Here is a 17,563-nt window from a genome sequence, read left to right as displayed (position 1 = left end):
GGTTGCGCCCCTCTACACACTGCCACAGTGGACCGGGGTGGGGGCCAGCTGAGCGGCAGGCTGCGCCGCACCACCACGCCCCACTCCTGTGCGTCGGCGGCTGCGGGTGGGTGGTGGCCTGGGCCCGGCAGCCGCGGGCGTTCCGGGCTCGTTACCACTTCGGGGGGCTGGCGATCGAGCGGGCCAGGACCTCGTCCAGGACGCGGGCCGTGCCGGGTACGTCGAGTTGGGAGTTGTCGATGATCGGGAGGCCCGAGCCGTACCAGCCCGCCATGCGGCCGTGGATGCGGGCGACTTCCTCGTCGGGGAGGCGGCGGTTGCCGGTGCGTTCGGCGTTGCGTTCCAGGACTATGTCGAGGCCGGGAAGGAGGACTACGGGGAGCAGGCCGGGGCCCACGTGCCGTTTCCAGCCGCCGAGACCCACGACCGGGCGGTCCGGGAAGACGGCGTCGTCGAGGATGCAGGAGATGCCGTTGGCCAGGAAGTTGCGCGCGGCGAACCCGCAGGTGCGGCGGGCGAGGCGGTACTGGGCCTCGGAGTGGTCGTTCCATCCGGACTGCGGGTCCGCGAAGCCCGAGCGAACCCATTCGCGTACGTCGTCCAGGCTGATGTGGGCCGTGGGGACCCGGCGGTGGTCCGCCCAGAACTTGGCCACGCTGGTCTTGCCGGCGCCGGCGGGGCCGATGAGCAGCACCGCGAGTGTCGTGGTGCCGGGGTCGGGAGCGGTCGCGGCGGGCGGCGTGCTGGGCATGGCGACGGGGCCGCCGGGCGGTAGCGGCACATGGCCGGTGGTGTCGGGCGCCGTCGGGGCGGCTTGCGCAGCCATGGGGTGCGAGGCGGGCGGGACCGGGGCCGGGGGGGCGCCGGTGAAGCCGGGGGCCGGGGGCGGCGGGGGCACGGGGACGGGTCCCTGCGGCCCAGGCGCGGAACCCTGGTGGTGCGGACCTGGGTGTTGTGCGGCCGGCGACCAGCCGGCGGCCGGTCCGTGCCCCGGCTGGTGGGGCGGCGGCAGCGGAGACCCCACTGCGTGCTGCATCCGGTGCCACTCCGTCTCGTACAGGCAATTGACGCTGGCAGCGAGGCGGGGCCCCGCGCCCTACCGAACGGTACCGTCCCCGGCCACCGATTGGTGAACGGCCGGGGACGGCCCGAAGTGCCCGGTGTGGAGAGGCCGAACGGGCGGAAGGGACCTCTGCGGACTTACTGGCCCACTTCGCCGTAGGCGGCGAGGAGCACGGCCGGGTCGGGTCCTTCCAGAACGGTGGGCTTGGCCAGGCCGTCCAGGACGATGAAGCGCAGCAGGTCCCCGCGGGACTTCTTGTCGACCTTCATGTTCTGCAGCAGCTTGGGCCACTGGTCGTAGCGGTAGTGCACCGGCAGGCCGACCGATTCGAGGATCGTGCGGTGCCGGTCGGCGGTGGCGTCGTCCAACCGGCCCGCGAGACGGCCGAGTTCGGCGGCGAAGTGCATGCCGACGGCGACCGCGGCGCCGTGCCGCCACTTGTAGCGCTCGTTCTTCTCGATGGCGTGACCGAGGGTGTGGCCGTAGTTGAGAATCTCCCGCAGGCCCGATTCCTTCAGGTCGGAGGAGACGACCTCGGCCTTGACCCGGATGGACCGCTCGATGAGCTCGGCGGTGTGCGGGCCGGCCGGGGTGCGGGCGGCCTGCGGGTCGGCCTCGATGAGCTCGAGGATCGTCGGGTCGGCGATGAAGCCGGCCTTGATGATCTCGGCGAGCCCGGAGACGTAGTCGTTGACCGGGAGGGAGTCCAGCGCCGCCAGGTCGCACAGCACGCCGACGGGCGGGTGGAAGGCGCCGACCAGGTTCTTGCCCTCGGCGGTGTTGATGCCGGTCTTGCCGCCCACCGCCGCGTCGACCATGGCCAGGACGGTGGTGGGGATCGCGATCCAGCGGACCCCGCGCAGCCAGGTCGCGGCGACGAAGCCGGCGAGGTCGGTGGTCGCACCGCCGCCGACGCCCACGACGACGTCCGTGCGGGTGAAGCCGGACTGGCCGAGCGCCTTCCAGCAGTAGGCGGCGACCTCGGCGGTCTTGGCCTCCTCGGCGTTGGGCACCTGGATGGCGACCGCCTCGTAGCCCTGCTCGGCCAGATCGGCGCGCAGCGCCTCGCCGGTCTCGGCCAGCGCCTCGGGGTGGATGACGGCGACCCGCTTGGCCTTGTCGCCGACCAACCCGCAGAGCTCACCGAGCAGCTGACGGCCGACCAGGACCTCGTACGGCTCGCTGCCCGCGGTGCCGCCGACCTGGATCCGCGTCACTGACTCGCTCATGCTTCCTTCAACTCCAGGGCGCTCAGGACCTCTTGGGTGACCTCTTCGGGCGTACGGCCATCAGTGGTGACCACGGCCGTGGCGACCTCCTCGTACAGGTGCCGGCGGGCCTCCATCAGCTCGCGCCACTGCTTGCGCGGGTTGACGGCGAGAAGGGGGCGGGCCGCGTTCAGGCCGGTCCGCTTGACCGCTTCCTCGACGTCCATGGAGAGGTAGGCGACCCGCTGCCCGGCGAGCAACGCGCGCGTGTCCGCGTCGAGGATCGCGCCGCCGCCCAGCGCCAGGACGCCGTCGTGCTCGGCCAGCGCCCGGTGCACCGCCTGCTTCTCGAGCGCCCGGAACGCGGGCTCGCCCTCGTCGACGAAGATCTCGGCGATGGACCGGCCCTGCTCGGCGACGATGTCATCGTCGGTGTCCCGGTAGCCGACGCCCAGCCGCTCGGCCAGCAACTGCCCGACCGTGGACTTGCCCACGCCCATCGGACCGACCAGCACCATCTGCGGAGCGCTCATCGGATCGCCAGGTTGTCGAGGTACGACTGCACGTTGCGGCGGGTCTCGGGCACGCTGTCGCCGCCGAACTTCTCCGCCACCGCGTCGGCCAGCACCAGCGCGACCATCGCCTCCGCGACGATGCCGGCGGCCGGCACCGCGCACACGTCGGAGCGCTGGTGGTGAGCGGCGGCCTCCTCGCCGGTGGCGACGTCGACGGTCCGCAGGGCCCTCGGCACCGTCGCGATCGGCTTCATCGCGGCCCGCACCCGCAGCAGCTCACCCGTCGACAGTCCGCCCTCGGTGCCGCCGGAGCGGCCGGTGGCCCGCTTGATGCCCTCGTCGGTGGTGAGGATCTCGTCGTGCGCCTTCGAACCGGGCACCCGTGCCAGCTCGAAGCCGTCGCCGACCTCGACGCCCTTGATCGCCTGAATGCCCATCAGAGCGGCGGCCAGCCGGGAGTCCAGCCGGCGGTCCCAGTGCACGTGCGAACCGAGGCCCACGGGCACGCCGTACGCCAGCACCTCCACGACACCGCCGAGCGTGTCGCCGTCCTTGTGGGCCTGGTCGATCTCCGCGACCATCGCCTTCGACGCGTCCGCGTCCAGGCAGCGCACGGGGTCCGCGTCGAGCTTCTCGACGTCCGCCGGGGTCGGGTACACGCCGTACGGGGCCTTGGCCGCCGCCAGCTCTACGACATGGCTGACGATCTCGATGCCGGCGGTCTCCTTCAGGTACGACCGCGCCACCGCGCCGAGCGCCACCCGGGCCGCCGTCTCCCGCGCGGAGGCCCGCTCCAGCACCGGACGTGCCTCGTCGAAGCCGTACTTCTGCATGCCCGCGAGGTCGGCGTGACCGGGCCGGGGCCGGGTAAGCGGCGCGTTGCGGGCGAGGCCGGCCAGCACCTCGGGGTCGACCGGGTCGGGCGCCATGACCTTTTCCCACTTCGGCCACTCGGTGTTGCCGACCATGATCGCGACCGGCGAGCCCAGGGTGAGACCGTGCCGGACACCGCCGAGGAAGGTGACCTCGTCCCGCTCGAACTTCATCCGCGCACCGCGCCCATAGCCGAGCCGCCGGCGCGCCAGGTGGTCCGCCACCATCTCCGTGGTGATCGGCACGCCGGCGGGAAGGCCCTCCAGCGTCGCGACGAGTGCGGGACCGTGGGACTCCCCCGCGGTCAGCCAGCGCAACCTGCTCAACGGTGCTCCTCAGTGCTCGCGCCCCGGTACTGCCCTGCGTACGCGCGTCCTCGCGTACGGCGATGGCGCGACCGGGGTGCGCGGCCCTGGCCCGCCACTGTCGATCCTCCCACGTCCCGGCAGTCGTCCCATCCGCCGGTCCATCAGGCGGACGCGATCGGCCGCGGCTCGGGAGCGAAGTGGATCAGGCCGAACCGTCCTGCGGACGCTGCTGTGGTGCGTAGGAACCGAGGTGGTCGGCACCGGAGCCCTGCGCCTGCTGGGGGGCGTACGCCCCGAGATGGTCGGCGCCACTGCCTTGCGCCGGCACCTGCTGCGGGGCGTAAGCCCCGAGGTGGTCGGCGCCGCGCCCCTGCCCGTACTGCGCCGCCGCATGCACCGGCTGCCCGCCCCGTGCCGCGCGCCGGTAGGCGATCCTGCGCTTGAGCTTGACCACCCAGGAGGCGACGACGGCGAGCACCACCAGGGACAGCACGGTGATCTGCACCCAGTCCGGCAGGAACCCCAGGACCGCCTCGAAGATCTGGCTCTGCACGGACGCCAGTGACACACCTGTGGACATGGGACTGCGCTCCCCCTCGCTGCTGCTCCGCCCCCTGCGGAATCTCAGCGGATCCTAACGTTCGGCGAGGGCGTGCTCACCGGCTTTTCGCATGGCGTCCAGGGGCGCCGGGCTGCGGCCGGTCATCTGCTCCACCTGCAGCACCGCCTGGTGCACCAGCAGGTCGAGCCCGCTGACGACGGCCCCGCCGTAGGCGGACCAGCGGGCCGCGAGGGTGGTCGGCCAGGGTTCGTAGAGCACGTCGAACAAGGTCGCAGGCCGCTCCGGCACGGCGGCGGCGAGCGTGTCGGTCGTACCGGCCGGGGTGGTCGCGATCACCAGCGGGCGGCGCAGCGCCTCGGTGGCGTCCGCCCAGTCCGCCGTCCGCACCTCGACGTCGAGCCGCTCACCCCACTGCCGCATCTCGGCGGCGCGGGCGGCGCTGCGGACGTAGACCACGACCTCGCCGGTGCAGATCCGGGCGAGCGCGGCCAGCGCGGAGGAGGCGGTGGCGCCCGCGCCGAGGATCGCCGCCGAGTCGACCTGCTCTATGCCGTGCTCGCGCAGCGCGGCGACCATGCCGGGGATGTCGGTGTTGTCGCCGACACGGCGGCCGTCCTCGGTGAACACGACCGTGTTGACCGCCTCGACCGAGGCCGCGGTCGGGCTGATCTCGTCGAGCAGCGGGATCACGGCCCGCTTCAGCGGCATGGTCAGCGACAGCCCGGCCCACTCGGGACCGAGCGTGCCCAAGAAGCCCGGCAGCGCCGCCTCGTCGATCTCGAAGCGGTCGTATGTCCATCCCTCCAGGCCCAGTTGCGCGTACGCGGCGCGGTGCAGCACCGGAGAGAGGGAGTGGGCGATCGGAGAGCCGAGCACGGCGGCCCTTCGAGGTGCGGGCATCAGTCGTCCCTCGACGCGTTGAACTTGTCGACCAACCTCTGGTGTTCCTCGATCGTCTTGGCGAACTCGGTCTTGTTCATGCCGTCCGTGGCGACGAAGTACATCCAGCCGTCCTCCGTCGGGTTCAGCGCGGCCTTCAGTGCCTCGTCGCCCGGGTTGCCGATCGGGCCGGGAGGCAGGCCCTTGTTGGTGTACGTGTTGTACGGGTCCGGGTTGCTGTTGATCTCCGACTCGGAGATGTCGATCTTGCTCTGGCCCTTGAGGTAGTTGAAGGTCGAGTCGAACTGGAGCAGTTGGTTCGTCTCGGTGTTGGTCGGCTTGAGGCGGTTGTAGACGACCTCGGCCATCTTGCGGAAGTCGTCCGCCGTCTTGCCCTCGGCCTGGACGAGGCTGGCGAGCGTGATGACCTGCAGCGGATTCTCCAGGTCGAGCGCCTTGGCCTTCGCGTCGAGGTCGTACTGGCTGTACTGCTCGTTGGCCCGCGTGACCATCTCCTTCAGCACCGCCTCGGGCTTCATGCCCTTGGCCGCGGGATAGGTGCCCGGGTAGAGGAAGCCCTCCAGCGGGTCCTTGATGTCGCCGTTGTTGTTCGCCCAGCTGGGCAGGCCGAGGCTCTTGTACCTCTTCTCGGCGACGTCCTTGGTGGTGCCGGACTCCAGACCGAGCTTCTCGTCGACCCTTTCGTAGACCCACACATTGCGCTGGCCCGGGGGGACCACCACGTTGTTCTGGCTCTTCGGGTCGAGCATCATCTCGACGGCGCTCGCCGCGGACATCTGCTTGTTCAGCAGATAGGCGCCCGCCTGGATCGGCTCCCCGTCGGGGTTCTGCGACTGCGCGGCGACGAAGGCGTCCACGCTCTTGATGACGCCCGCGTCCTTGAGCCGGCGGCCGATCTCGGCTCCGCTCGCGCCCTTGGGGATTTCGACGGTCACCTGCTCGTCGGTGCCGTCCCCCGCGTAGTCCGGGGCGGCGCCGAAACGATCCTGGTAGTACTGGTAGCCGAAGTAGGAGACACCGGCCAGGCCGCCGCCGAAGACCAGGACGACCACCAGGCAGGCACATCCGCTGCGGCTCTTCTTGCTCTTGCCGCCCCGTCCCCGCCGGTCTCCACGGCCACGCCGGTCACCCGGCTCGTCGCCGTCGTCGTCATCGTCCCCGCCCGCGAAGAAGGCGTGCTCACCCTGGTCGGGGCCGGGATCCCAGTCGATCCTCGGCTCCGGTTCGGCGCGCCGCCGGGCGGGCGGCTCCGGCGGCGGGTACGCGTCCGGGGTGCCGTAGAAGTCCGGCTGCTGCGCGCCGTAGGGGGCCGCCTGCTGGGCGTACGGGTCGGCCGGGTCCGGGGTGTACGGGACCTGCGGGTGCGTGCCGGTGGCCCAGCCGCCGGTGTCGTACTGCTGGTGCGGGTCGTACGACTGCTGCCCCTGACCGGAGTACTGCTGCTGCCCCTGACCGGGGTACTGCTGCTGCGCCTGACCGTATGCGGCCTGCCGGCCGTCGCCCCAGTCGCCGTACTGCGGGTGCTGCGGCTGCTCTGGATAGTGCTGCGACTGGCCGTCGTAGGGGGACTGCTGACCCTCGTGGGCCTGCTGTCCTCTCCATCCGCCGTCCCCGTACAACGGGTCCTCCGGATGCCACGGTTCGGAGCCTTGGCCCCGGCCATACTCAGTCATCGATCCCCTAGAGCCGCGAGGCGGTGGTCGCGTGGCTTCCGGCTCGGCTCCCGTCCCGCCTCTTGCTGTGCGGAGGCTGTTCGAACACCACCGCATCGCGCGGAACGTTACCGTATCGCGATCAGATGACCACTTCGACGCCCTCGCCCGGGGCTTTACCTGACACCCGTTCGGATTCCAGCGCCTGCTGCAGGATGATGACAGCGGCTGCCTGGTCGATGACCGAGCGGCCCTTCTTGGACTTCACGCCCGAGGCACGCAGTCCCTGGCTCGCCGTCACCGTCGTCATCCGCTCGTCGACCAGCCGGAGCGGGATGGGTGCGATGCCCTGCGCGAGTTCCTGGGCGAAGCCGCGGACCTTGGCCGCGGCCGGGCCCTCGCCCCCCTTGAGGGAGCGCGGCAGCCCGACGACGACCTCGATCGGCTCGTACTCCTCGACGAGTTGCTTCAACCGGCGGTGCGCTGCGGGGATGTCCCGTCCCGGGACCGTCTCCACCGGGGTGGCGAGGATCCCGTCGGGGTCGCACGAGGCGACCCCGATCCGGGCGTCCCCGACGTCGATCGCGAGGCGACGTCCTCTGCGCATCACTTGGCCGTTTCCGCCACGAGCCGCTCGACGGCGTCGACGGCCTCGCCGATGGCGGCCGGGTTCTGCCCGCCGCCCTGGGCGACGTCCGGCTTGCCGCCGCCGCCACCGCCGAGGGTCTTGGCGGCCGTACGGACCAGGTCGCCGGCCTTCAGGCCGCGCTCGCGGGCGGCCTCGTTGGTGGCGATCACCGTCAGCGGCTTGCCGTTGACCGTGGTGAACAGGGCGACCACGGCGGCCCGGCCGCCCTGGATGCGGCCGCGCACGTCGAGGACCAGCTTGCGCAGGTCGTCGGCGGTGGTGCCGTCCGGGACCTGGCCGGTGACCAGGGCGACCCCGCGCACGTCCTTGGCGGACTCGGCGAGGCCGGCGGCGGCCTGGAGCACCTTCTCGGCGCGGAACTTCTCGATCTCCTTCTCGGCGTCCTTCAGCTTGCCGAGCATGGCGGAGACCTTCTCCGGCAGGTCCTCCGGGCGGCCCTTGAGCAGCTCGGTGAGCTGGTTGACGACCGTGTGCTCGCGGGCGAGGAAGTTGTAGGCGTCCACGCCGACCAGGGCCTCGATCCGGCGGACACCAGAGCCGATGGACGACTCGCCGAGCAGCTTCACCAGGCCCAGCTGGGCGGTGTTGTGCACATGCGTGCCGCCGCACAGCTCCTTGGAGAAGTCGCCGATGGTCACGACGCGCACGCGCTCGCCGTACTTCTCGCCGAACTCGGCGATGGCGCCCTGCTTGCGGGCCTCGTCGATGCCCATGATGTCGGCGCGCACGTCGAGGTCGCGGGCGAGCACCTCGTTGATCTTCTGCTCGACATCGGTCATCACGGCCGTCGGTACGGCGGACGGCGAGCCGAAGTCGAAGCGGAAGCGGCCGGGCTGGTTCTCGGAGCCGGCCTGGGCGGCCGTCGGGCCGAGGGCGTCACGCAGGGCCTGGTGGGTGAGGTGGGTGGCCGAGTGGGCGCGGGCGATGGCCTTGCGGCGGCGGGAGTCGATCGTGGCGTGGCCCTTGGCGCCGACCGTCACCTCGCCGACCTGGACGACGCCCTTGTGGACGTAGACGCCCGGGACCGGCTTCTGGCAGTCGCGGACCTCGATCACGGCGCCGGTGTCGACCTTGATCCGGCCGGTGTCGCCGATCTGGCCGCCGCCCTCGGCGTAGAACGGGGTGCGGTCGAGGACGATCTCGACCTCGTCGCCCTCGGTGGCGGCCGGCGAGGAGACGCCGTCGACGAGGATGCCGACGATCGTGGACTCGCCCTCGGTGTCGGTGTAGCCGATGAACTCGGTCTCGCCGGCGCTGTCGGCGATCTCGCGGTAGGCGCCGAGGTCGGCGTGGCCGGTCTTCTTGGCCTGGGCGTCGGCCTTGGCCTTCTCCCGCTGCTCCTTCATCAGGCGGCGGAAGCCGTCCTCGTCCACGGAGAGGCCCTGCTCGGCGGCCATCTCCAGGGTGAGGTCGATCGGGAAGCCCCACGTGTCGTGGAGCAGGAAGGCCTTGTCGCCGGGCAGCACGGTGGAGCCGGCGGCCTTGGTGTCGGTGATGGCCGTGTCGAGGATGTTGGTGCCGGCCTTCAGCGTCTTCAGGAAGGCGTTCTCCTCGGCGAGGGCCACCTTCTCGATGCGCTCGCGGTCAGTGATGAGCTCGGGGTACTGCTGGCCCATCATGCCGATGACGACGTCGATCAGGTCCTTGACAACCGGGCCGGTGGCACCGAGCAGGCGCATGTTGCGGATGGCGCGGCGCATGATGCGGCGCAGGACGTAGCCGCGGCCCTCGTTGCCGGGGGTGACACCGTCGCCGATGAGCATCACGGACGTGCGCATGTGGTCGGTGACCACGCGCAGGGAGACGTCCGAGTCGTGGGCGTCGCCGTAGCGCACGCCGGTCAGCTCGGTGGCCTTGTTGATGACGGCCATGGAGGTGTCGATCTCGTACATGTTCTGCACGTCCTGCAGAATCATGGCGAGCCGCTCCAGGCCGAGGCCGGTGTCGATGTTCTTGCTCGGCAGCTCGCCGAGGATCTCGAAGTCCTCCTTGCCGGTGCCCTCGCCACGCTCGTACTGCATGAAGACGAGGTTCCAGATCTCCACGTACCGCTCGTCGTTGACGGCGGGGCCGCCCTCGACGCCGAACTCGGGGCCGCGGTCGTAGTTGATCTCGGAGCACGGGCCGCAGGGGCCGGGGACGCCCATGGACCAGTAGTTGTCCTTCTTGCCGAGGCGCTGGATGCGCTCGGCGGGCACGCCGACGACATCGCGCCAGATGCGCTCGGCCTCGTCGTCCTCGAGGTAGACGGTGATCCACAGACGCTCGGGGTCGAGGCCGTAACCGCCCTTGTCCTGGGGCGTGGTGAGCAGCTCCCAGGCGTACTTGATGGCGCCTTCCTTGAAGTAGTCGCCGAAGGAGAAGTTGCCGCACATCTGGAAGAACGTGCCGTGCCGCGTGGTCTTGCCGACCTCTTCGATGTCGGGCGTGCGCACGCACTTCTGCACGCTCGTGGCGCGGGCGTAGGGAGGCTTGACCTCGCCCAGGAAGTAGGGCTTGAAGGGCACCATGCCGGCCGGGACGAGGAGCAGAGTCGGGTCGTCCGCGATGAGCGACGCCGAAGGGACGACGGTGTGCCCGCGCTCCTCGAAGAAGCTCAGCCAGCGGCGGCGGATCTCAGCCGACTCCATCAGTGGTCCTCATTCCGGTTGTACGAGTACGTCGTGCTGTCGATGACGTACGTCTTCGGCTTGTTGCGGTTCTCGATGGCGGCATACCGCCGCAGCGTGGGGAGTTCGGGATCCTCGTGGATGCCGAGCGCCTCCCCCAGCTCGGCCTCCCGCTGGGCCATGTTGTCGCGGACGTCGAGGGCGAAGCCCACCGCGCGGTCCTTGAGCCGGTGGCCCGCGTCGATCGCCTTGTTCGCGGCCGTGGCGGCGAGGCTCTCGGGGGTCAGCTGCTTCAGCTTGCGGTTGACCTTGGTGGTGGCCCACACGCCGGCAGCGACACCCGTGGTGAACCAGAACGTACGGCGGAACATCGCTAGGTCTCAGTCCTTCTTCCGCTTCGCCCGCCGCGCGGCCGGGACGGTCCGGCCCACGATCACGGTACGCCTCGACGTCCTGGCGGGCACGTCCTCTTTGCGGCCGCCGAGGGCCCGGCGTACGCCGTAGCCGAAGGCGGCGACCTTGACCAGGGGCCCGCCGAACGTGGAGGCGACGGTCGTCGAGAGCGCGGACGCGTTCGACGTGACCTCCTGGACGTCCGAGGCGATCGCGTCGACCCGCTCGATCTGGGTCTGTGCGGAGCGCACCGCCGCGGAGGCGTCGGCCAGCAGCGGGACGGCCTGGTCGGTCACGTCCGCCACGAGCTTGGTGGTCGCCCTGAGCGTCTGGGCCAGCCTCGCGAGTGCCACCGCAAGGAAGGAGACCAGGATCGCCCAGAAGACGGCCACCAGGATCCCGGCCACCTCTCCACCGGACACTGCGCACCCGCTCCCTGAAACGTGCCTGAACATCGAAAAAGTCGTGCACCGAGCCTATCGCGCCGGGGCTGGGACTCCGTACCGGATTACCGCCCGGCGGCGCGCGGGCGCCGCGCATGCGGAAGCCCGCCGCCCCGCCCGCCCGGAAGGGCGGGGAGACGACGGGCTGAGGTACTGCCTGCCGGCTGGGATCAGCGGGCGTAGTACTCGACGACGAGCTGCTCGTCGCAGATCACCGGGATCTCCTTGCGGTTCGGCTCACGGTCCAGGCGGAACGCCAGGGCCTTGAGGTTCACCTGGAGGTAGCGCGGGGTCTCGCCGTCGGGGGCGAAGCCACCCTCACGGGCGATGGAGAAGAGGGTCTTCTCGCGGCTGCGCTCGCGGACCATCACGACGTCGTCGGGACGGACGCGGAACGACGGCTTGTCAACCTTCTGGCCGTTGACCTCGATGTGGCCGTGAACGACCATCTGACGGGCCTGGTAGATCGTGCGGGCGATGCCCGAACGCAGGACCAGGGCGTCGAGACGACGCTCCAGCTCGATGATCAGGGCCTCACCGGTCTTGCCCTGAACCTTGGAGGCACGCTCGTAGGCGCGGACGAGCTGGCGCTCGGACACGTCGTACTGCGCGCGCAGACGCTGCTTCTCCAGCAGACGGACCTTGTAGTCCGAGTTCTGCTTGCGGCCACGGCCGTGCTCACCCGGCGGGTAGGGACGGGCCTCGAAGTACTTGACGGCCTTCGGGGTCAGCGCGATACCGAGGGCACGCGACTTCTTGACCTTGGGGCGGGACTGGTTCGCCATGAACCAAACACCTCGTGTTTCTTATGCGAATACGGCTTCACCAGGGTTAGGGGAGGTCGCATCCGCAGCCGGGGAAACCCGCCGGGTCCGCTTACGGACCTGCCGGGCAGCCGCTCCCCTGGTCTGGGCACATACGTGCAGCACGCGAGTGGCCCACCGACCGCTCCCGGAACTTCGGGTGGTGGTGGGCTGCCCGCGACACCGTTCGCCGGTGCGCGACGCTCCTGGAGATCCCTGCCCGGGGGCCGGGTTCTCCGGCTGGATGTCCCGTTCTGGTGGTGCCGGCTCCCCTTTCGAGGTGCTGGGCACGGGACGCAGCGCTTCGAGCAAGTCTACAGGCTGCTCAGGGCCGCCTGCGACCGAGGTGCTTCCTGGTCCACTCCACGGCGTCCGCGTAGCGTGCCTCGGCGCCGTGCCGGGTCGGTGTGTAGTACTCCCGGTCCTTGAGGGCGTCCGGGGCGTACTGCTGGCCGGCGATGCCCTCGGGCAGGTCGTGCGGATACACGTACCCCTGGGCGTGGCCCAGCTTGGCGGCGCCCTTGTAGTGCCCGTCGCGCAGGTGCGGCGGGACGGGGCCGGCCAGTCCCTTGCGTACGTCGTCCAGGGCGGCGCCGATCGCGGTCGTCGCGGCGTTGGACTTGGGAGCCAGGGCGAGGGCGATGGTGGCGTGGCTGAGGGTGAGGGCGGCCTCGGGGAAGCCGATCATGGCGACGGCCTGGGCGGCGGCGACCGCGATGGGCAGGGCGTGGGGGTCGGCGAGGCCGATGTCCTCGCTGGCGGAGATCATCAGGCGGCGGGCGATGAAGCGGGGGTCCTCGCCGGCCTCGATCATGCGGGCCAGGTAGTGCAGGGCCGCGTCGACGTCGGAGCCGCGGATCGACTTGATCAGGGCGCTGGCCACGTCGTAGTGCTGGTCGCCGTCGCGGTCGTACTTCACGGCGGCGCGGTCGACGGTCTCCTCCAGCGTCCGGAGCCCGATCTCCGTCTCGCCCTTGTCGAGCGCCGCCCCGGCGGCGGCCTCCAGGGCGGTCAGGGCGCGGCGGGCGTCGCCGCCGGCGATCCGCAGCAGGTGGGCCTCGGTGTCCTCGGGAAGGGTGACGGCGCCGCCCAGGCCGCGGTCGTCGGTGAGGGCCCGGTGGATCAGACCGCGTATGTCGTCGTCCGTGAGGGGCTCGAGAGTCAGCAGCAGGGAGCGGGAGAGGAGGGGCGAGATCACCGAGAAGTACGGGTTCTCCGTGGTGGCGGCGATCAGCGTGACCCAGCGGTTCTCGACGGCCGGGAGGAGGGAGTCCTGCTGGGCCTTGCTGAAGCGGTGGATCTCGTCGAGGAAGAGGACGGTCTCCTTGCCGAAGCCGCCGGTGGCGCGGCGGGCGCCGTCGATGACCGCGCGGACCTCCTTGACGCCGGCGGTGATCGCGGACAGCTCCACGAAGCGCTTGTTGGTGGCCTTGGAGACGACATAGGCGAGGGTCGTCTTGCCGGTGCCGGGCGGGCCCCACAGGATCACCGAGGCCGGACCCGCCGGTCCCCCGGCGCCCTCGCCGACCAGTCGGCGCAGGGGCGAGCCGGGCTTCAGCAGGTGCTGCTGGCCCACGACCTCGTCGAGGGTGCGCGGGCGCATCCGCACCGCCAGGGGACTTGCGGTCGGGTCCTTCTCCTGGCGTTCTTCTGCGGCGGCGGTGAACAGGTCGGGTTCCACGCTGAAACCCTAAATCACCCCACTGACAACGCCCCCGGGGCCCGGGCTCAGGCCCAGAGCTGGCTGCCCCAGCGGGTGAGGATCAGCATGACGATGATGCCGACGTGCGTGACCGGCAGCACCCAGGTGAACTCGGCGAAGAATCGCTTGAGGCCGGCGGGGGCCGGCAGGAAGTTGTTCCGGATGTTGAACGAGGTCACGTACCAGAACATGACGATCGTGGCGACCCAGGCCAGCGAGCACCACAGGCACAGCGCGTTGATCCGGTACAGCGACTGGAACATCAGCCAGGCGCAGAAGACGACACCGAAGAGCGTGCCGGCGTTGAAGGTGAGCCAGTACCAGCGCGGAAAGCGGGCCCGGGCGAGCAGGCTCATGCCGACGCAGATCACGATGCCGTAGGTGACGAGGCCGAGCATCGGGTTGGGGAACCCGAAGGCGGAGGCCTGGTCGCTCTCCATGACGCTGCCGCAGGAGACGATGGGGTTGAGGCTGCAGCTCGGCGTGAACGTCTCGCCCCGGGCCTTGGCTTCGAGGATCTTGAACTTGTCGAGCGTGATGACCCACGCGGCCAGCAGCCCCGCAGCACCCGTGATCACCAGCAGCAGAGCGAAGGCCCGGCTGCCACCGACCGTCTGCGGCTCGGCGGCGGCGCTCTCCGGTTCGGGCTCGGTGGAGACGTCCCTGACTGTCGTCTTGCTCATCACGCCGATTCCGTCACTCGAGGGGGATCTGCTTCCGGCATGGGCCATTGTGCCGCACGCGCCTGTGTGTCATGCGTTTGCTGCGTATAAGGAGGTCGGCCTGCCGTTCGGTTCCGGACATGCGCGAGGGCGCCGGATGCCTGGGAAGACAGCCGACGCCCTCAGGAACGGCAATCAGCCGAGCCGTGCCTCCAGTTCCGCCACGATCTCGTTGACGCCGACCGCCGTCTGCTCGCCGGACTCCATGTCCTTGAGCTGGACGACGCCCTCGGCGAGGTCGCGTTCACCGGCGACGATCGTGTAGCGGGCGCCGCTGCGGTTGGCGTTCTTCATGGCGCCCTTGAGGCCCTTGGCGCCGTAGGAGAAGTCGGCGGCGATGCCGACCTTGCGCAGTTCGGTGACCTTGGCGAACAGCACCCGGCGGGCCTCCTCGCCGAGCGGCACCGCGAACACGCTGGTGCTGGCGGGGAGTTCGAGTTCGACGCCCTCCGCCTCCAGGGCGAGCACCGTGCGGTCGACGCCGAGCGCCCAGCCGACGGACGGCAATGCGGGGCCGCCGATCATCTCCGACAGGCCGTCGTAGCGTCCGCCGCCGCCCACCGCGGACTGGGAGCCGAGGCCGTCGTGGACGAACTCGAAGGTCGTCCGGGTGTAGTAGTCCAGGCCGCGCACCAGCTTCGGGTCGTCCTCGAAGGCGACGCCCGCGGCGCCGAGCAGCTCGCGCACCTCCTCGTGGTACGCCTTGCAGGCGTCGCAGAGGTAGTCGCGCAGGAGAGGGGCTCCTGTCAACTGCTTCTGGACCGATTCCCGCTTGTCGTCGAGGATGCGCAGCGGGTTGATCTCCGCGCGGCGCAGGGTGTCCTCGTCCAGGTCCAGGCCGCGCAGGAAGTCCTGCAGCGCGCTCCGGTACACCGGCCGGCATTCCTTGTCGCCCAGGCTGTTCAGCAGGATGCGGAAGTTGCTCAGTCCCAGCGAGCGGTACGCCTGGTCGGCCAGGATGATCAACTCGGCGTCCAGGGCCGGGTCCTCGGCGCCGATCGCCTCGGCGCCGACCTGGGAGAAGTGGCGGTAGCGGCCCTTCTGCGGGCGCTCGTAGCGGTAGTACGAGCCCGAGTACCAGAGCTTGACCGGGAGGTTACCCGCCTTGTGCAGGTTGGCCTCCAGGGCGGCGCGGAGCACGGACGCGGTGCCCTCGGGGCGCAGGGCGAGCCTGTCGCCGCCCTTGGTCTCGAAGGCGTACATCTCCTTGGTGACGATGTCGGTGGACTCACCGACACCGCGCGCGAACAGCTCGACGTTCTCGAAGCCGGGCGTCTCGATGTAGCCGTAGCCGGAGTTGCGCAGCGGGGCCGCGATCGCCTCGCGGACGGCCAGGTACTTCGCGGAGTCCGGCGGGATCAGGTCGTAGGTGCCCTTGGGGGCCTGAAAGGTGCTCACGGAAGGTCTCTCGTCACATTCCTCGTCGGGGAGTCCCGGGGACTCCCTGGCCGGCGGCCACCTGCCGCAGATACGGGTTGGTGGCGCGCTCCTGGCCGATGGTCGTCTGGGGGCCGTGGCCGGACAGCACCACGGTCGAGTCGTCGAGCGGCAGGCACACGCGGGCCAGCGAGTCGAGCATCTCGGCCATGTCACCGCCGGGCATGTCGGTGCGTCCGATGGAGCCGGCGAAGAGCAGATCCCCGGAGAAGAAGACCGACGGGATGTCGGCGGTCTCGGGCATCCGGAAGGTCACCGACCCCTTGGTATGGCCCGGCGCGTGCGCGACGGAGAGCTCCAGTCCCGCCAGCTCGAGCCGGACGCCGTCGGCGAGTTCCTTGACGTCGTCGGGCTCCCCCACGGTCAGCTCGCCCATCAGCGGCATCCCGATGGACCGGCCGATGGCCTTCTCGGGGTCGCTCATCATGTACCGGTCCTCGGGGTGGATCCAGGCCGGTACGTCGTGCGCGCCGCAGACCGGGACGACCGAGGCCACGTGATCGAGGTGGCCGTGGGTGAGGACGACGGCAACGGGCTTGAGCCGATGCTTCTTCAGCGCTTCCTCGACTCCGGGGGCCGCTTCGTGGCCCGGGTCGATGATCACGCACTCCTCACCGGCGGCAGGGGCGACGAGATAACAGTTCGTCCCCCAGGCCCCGGCGGGGAACCCGGCAATGAGCACGATCGTCCTTCGTTTGGGTCGGTACGGGCGGACTTGGCAGCAGCTGCGCCTGACGTCAGAGCCTACCGGCGCTGCCGAATCCTCAGCGAACCCATATACGGTACGGGGCACACGCAGGCGGTCGGCTCACAGCACGCGCGCGTACCGGTCGACGTTCGAGACGCATGAGGAGTAAACCCGGTGGTCAGCCAGGAACAGCGGCGGCGTCAGCTCGCCCGGGAGAAGTTCTTGCGGCAGCAGCAGCGGCGCACCGACGCCCGGCGCAAGGCGCGTATGCGCAACGCCGCGATCGCGTCGGCGCTCGGCGTGGTCCTGATCGGCAGCCTCGCGCTGTACACGACCGACGTCCTCAAGGAGGACGAGAAGACCAACGCGGGCGCGGAGGTCACCGAGAGCTCCTCGCCCGCCAGCCCGCTGCCGGACCCGTGCGAGAAGCCCGCCGCGGGCAAGGTCAAGTCGGAGACCTGGAAGAAGGAGCCGGCGATGACCATCGACAAGTCGGCCGCGTACACGATGAAGCTCGCGACGACGTGCGGTGACATAGACATCGATCTGAAGACGTCGGCGGCCCCGCACACCGTCAACTCGTTCAACTTCCTGGCCGGCAAGGGCTACTTCGACCACACCAAGTGCCACCGCCTGACCACCAACGGCATCTACGTGCTCCAGTGCGGCGACCCGACGGGCAGCGGCAGCGGCGGTCCCGGCTACACGATTCCGGACGAGAATCTGAAGGACAAGAGCCTCAAGGGCAACGTGTACCCGGCGGGCACGGTGGCGATGGCGAACACGGGGCAGGCGGACTCCGGCGGCAGCCAGTTCTTCCTCGTGTACCAGGACAGTCAGCTGCCCCCCAGCTACACACCGTTCGGTACCGTTTCCAAGTCGGGCATGACCGTGCTGAAGAAGATCGCCGCCGCAGGTGAGAGCACAGGGGCCGGTGACGGGGCCCCGAACGCAACGGTCGTGATCAACAAGGCAACCGTCACGAAATCCTGACCGCCAACTGCGGAATTTCGGTCGCGCGGGATGCGGACAGGCA

At 70.4% G+C, this 17,563-nt stretch carries 17 protein-coding genes; 1 reads left to right on the top strand and 16 read right to left on the bottom strand.

What is annotated here, in order from left to right; all coding sequences use genetic code 11:
* Nucleotides 1–151: 151 nt before the first annotated feature.
* From ACKTSN_RS38050 to ACKTSN_RS37975, 16 genes are all read right to left on the bottom strand, one after another.
* Entirely contained in the window at nucleotides 152–1,036 is an 885-nt protein-coding gene (locus tag ACKTSN_RS38050) for a Pro-rich N-terminal domain-containing protein (RefSeq protein WP_409473235.1), read from the bottom strand.
* A 164-nt stretch (nucleotides 1,037–1,200) separates the two neighbouring features.
* Nucleotides 1,201–2,292 (bottom strand): 3-dehydroquinate synthase, encoded by a 1,092-nt coding sequence (aroB, locus tag ACKTSN_RS38045; RefSeq protein ID WP_409473234.1) that lies wholly within the window; start codon nucleotides 2,290–2,292, stop codon nucleotides 1,201–1,203.
* Nucleotides 2,289–2,804 carry a shikimate kinase gene (locus tag ACKTSN_RS38040; RefSeq protein WP_409473233.1) on the bottom strand — a complete coding sequence of 172 codons (516 nt, stop codon included), beginning with the start codon at nucleotides 2,802–2,804 and terminating at the stop codon, nucleotides 2,289–2,291. Before ACKTSN_RS38040 ends, aroB begins: the two co-directional genes overlap by 4 nt.
* The gene (aroC, locus tag ACKTSN_RS38035; protein WP_409473232.1) at nucleotides 2,801–3,985 is read right to left on the bottom strand and encodes a chorismate synthase; all 1,185 of its coding nucleotides are present in this window, start codon (nucleotides 3,983–3,985) and stop codon (nucleotides 2,801–2,803) included. Before aroC ends, ACKTSN_RS38040 begins: the two co-directional genes overlap by 4 nt.
* Before the next feature lie 184 nt (nucleotides 3,986–4,169).
* On the bottom strand, nucleotides 4,170–4,547 hold the full coding sequence (locus ACKTSN_RS38030; RefSeq protein ID WP_409473231.1) for a hypothetical protein: 378 nt from the start codon (nucleotides 4,545–4,547) through the stop codon (nucleotides 4,170–4,172).
* 54 nt (nucleotides 4,548–4,601) lie between these two features.
* Entirely contained in the window at nucleotides 4,602–5,429 is an 828-nt protein-coding gene (locus ACKTSN_RS38025) for a shikimate dehydrogenase (RefSeq protein ID WP_409473230.1), read from the bottom strand.
* Complete coding sequence (gene mltG, locus ACKTSN_RS38020) at nucleotides 5,429–7,102, bottom strand: endolytic transglycosylase MltG (RefSeq protein ID WP_409473229.1); 1,674 nt, start codon at nucleotides 7,100–7,102, stop codon at nucleotides 5,429–5,431. Before mltG ends, ACKTSN_RS38025 begins: the two co-directional genes overlap by 1 nt.
* Before the next feature lie 121 nt (nucleotides 7,103–7,223).
* Nucleotides 7,224–7,688: a Holliday junction resolvase RuvX gene (gene ruvX / locus ACKTSN_RS38015; protein WP_409473228.1), complete on the bottom strand. Its 465-nt coding sequence runs from the start codon at nucleotides 7,686–7,688 to the stop codon at nucleotides 7,224–7,226.
* Nucleotides 7,688–10,360, bottom strand: coding sequence for an alanine--tRNA ligase (gene alaS / locus ACKTSN_RS38010; protein WP_409473227.1), 2,673 nt, complete (start codon nucleotides 10,358–10,360; stop codon nucleotides 7,688–7,690). Before alaS ends, ruvX begins: the two co-directional genes overlap by 1 nt.
* Complete coding sequence (locus tag ACKTSN_RS38005) at nucleotides 10,360–10,710, bottom strand: hypothetical protein (protein ID WP_385261445.1); 351 nt, start codon at nucleotides 10,708–10,710, stop codon at nucleotides 10,360–10,362. Before ACKTSN_RS38005 ends, alaS begins: the two co-directional genes overlap by 1 nt.
* Nucleotides 10,711–10,719: 9 nt before the next feature.
* Complete coding sequence (locus ACKTSN_RS38000; protein ID WP_165396151.1) at nucleotides 10,720–11,154, bottom strand: DUF948 domain-containing protein; 435 nt, start codon at nucleotides 11,152–11,154, stop codon at nucleotides 10,720–10,722.
* A 191-nt stretch (nucleotides 11,155–11,345) separates the two neighbouring features.
* Complete coding sequence (gene rpsD, locus ACKTSN_RS37995) at nucleotides 11,346–11,960, bottom strand: 30S ribosomal protein S4 (RefSeq protein ID WP_129796831.1); 615 nt, start codon at nucleotides 11,958–11,960, stop codon at nucleotides 11,346–11,348.
* Nucleotides 11,961–12,303: 343 nt separating this feature from the next.
* Nucleotides 12,304–13,659, bottom strand: a complete 1,356-nt coding sequence (locus tag ACKTSN_RS37990; RefSeq protein WP_409473226.1) for a replication-associated recombination protein A — start codon at nucleotides 13,657–13,659, stop codon at nucleotides 12,304–12,306.
* 47 nt (nucleotides 13,660–13,706) lie between these two features.
* A complete protein-coding gene (locus tag ACKTSN_RS37985) occupies nucleotides 13,707–14,363 on the bottom strand; it encodes a vitamin K epoxide reductase family protein (protein ID WP_409473225.1) in 657 nt (218 codons plus the stop codon).
* Between the two features lie 174 nt (nucleotides 14,364–14,537).
* Nucleotides 14,538–15,800: a histidine--tRNA ligase gene (gene hisS, locus ACKTSN_RS37980; RefSeq protein ID WP_409473224.1), complete on the bottom strand. Its 1,263-nt coding sequence runs from the start codon at nucleotides 15,798–15,800 to the stop codon at nucleotides 14,538–14,540.
* A 13-nt stretch (nucleotides 15,801–15,813) separates the two neighbouring features.
* Nucleotides 15,814–16,521: an MBL fold metallo-hydrolase gene (locus ACKTSN_RS37975; RefSeq protein ID WP_409473223.1), complete on the bottom strand. Its 708-nt coding sequence runs from the start codon at nucleotides 16,519–16,521 to the stop codon at nucleotides 15,814–15,816.
* 180 nt (nucleotides 16,522–16,701) lie between these two features.
* On the opposite strand from ACKTSN_RS37975, the gene ACKTSN_RS37970 reads away from it, so the two are divergent.
* On the top strand, nucleotides 16,702–17,520 hold the full coding sequence (locus tag ACKTSN_RS37970; RefSeq protein WP_409473222.1) for a peptidylprolyl isomerase: 819 nt from the start codon (nucleotides 16,702–16,704) through the stop codon (nucleotides 17,518–17,520).
* Nucleotides 17,521–17,563 lie beyond the last annotated feature (43 nt).

It is taken from the genome of Streptomyces flavusporus (assembly GCF_046267975.1).
GTDB lineage: Bacteria > Actinomycetota > Actinomycetes > Streptomycetales > Streptomycetaceae > Streptomyces > Streptomyces flavusporus.
The sequence above is the reverse complement of the archived record's forward strand: the minus strand, read 5'-3'. Positions and strand labels throughout refer to the sequence as shown.